The 527-nt window shown below is 62.8% G+C and carries 2 pseudogenes; one reads left to right on the top strand and one right to left on the bottom strand.

What is annotated here, in order from left to right:
- Window positions 1-122: 122 nt before the first annotated feature.
- Window positions 123-248 (bottom strand): annotated as a pseudogene (locus AC07XM_RS31115) (MetQ/NlpA family ABC transporter substrate-binding protein); the annotation flags it as partial.
- A 1-nt stretch (window position 249) separates the two neighbouring features.
- Between AC07XM_RS31115 and AC07XM_RS31110 the strand changes: the two are divergent.
- A pseudogene (locus AC07XM_RS31110) lies at window positions 250-330 on the top strand (SCO family protein); the annotation flags it as partial.
- Between the last annotated feature and the right edge of the window lie 197 nt (window positions 331-527).

The following is a 527-nucleotide window of genomic DNA, read 5'->3' as shown; positions in this document are numbered from 1 at the left end:
GGGCCTGCTGCGCAGGCCTTTCGCGGCGCAAGGCCGCTCCCACATGGATCGGCGTACGCCTTACTTTATGGGAGCGGCCTTGTGCCGCGAAAGGTCCGCAAAGCGGCCCCGGGGATGTTGGATCAGAACGCCGGAACCACAGCGCCCTTGTACTTCTCGATGATGAACTGCTTCACCTCTGGCGAGTGCAGCGCAGCCGCCAGTTTCTTCATGTCGTCCGAGTCCTAGTTGTCCGGGCGGGCAGCCAGGCGTCAGCGTGGATTCATTCGTGCGCCGTTCAACAACCTGAAGCTGGTGGCGCAGTTGCCTGGGCTTGTGAAGCGGGATTGAGATTTAGGGCCTGCTGCGCAGGCCTTTCGCGGCGCAAGGCCGCTCCCACATGGATCGGCGTACGCCTTACTTGGTGGGAGCGGCCTTGTGCCGCGAAAGGGCCGCAAAGCGGCCCCGGGGATGTTGGATCAGAACGCCGGAACCACAGCGCCCTTGTACTTCTCGATGATGAACTGCTTCACCTCTGGCGAGTGCAG

The organism is Pseudomonas sp. GW460-LB5, assembly GCF_059423245.1.
The sequence above is the reverse complement of the archived record's forward strand: the minus strand, read 5'-3'. Positions and strand labels throughout refer to the sequence as shown.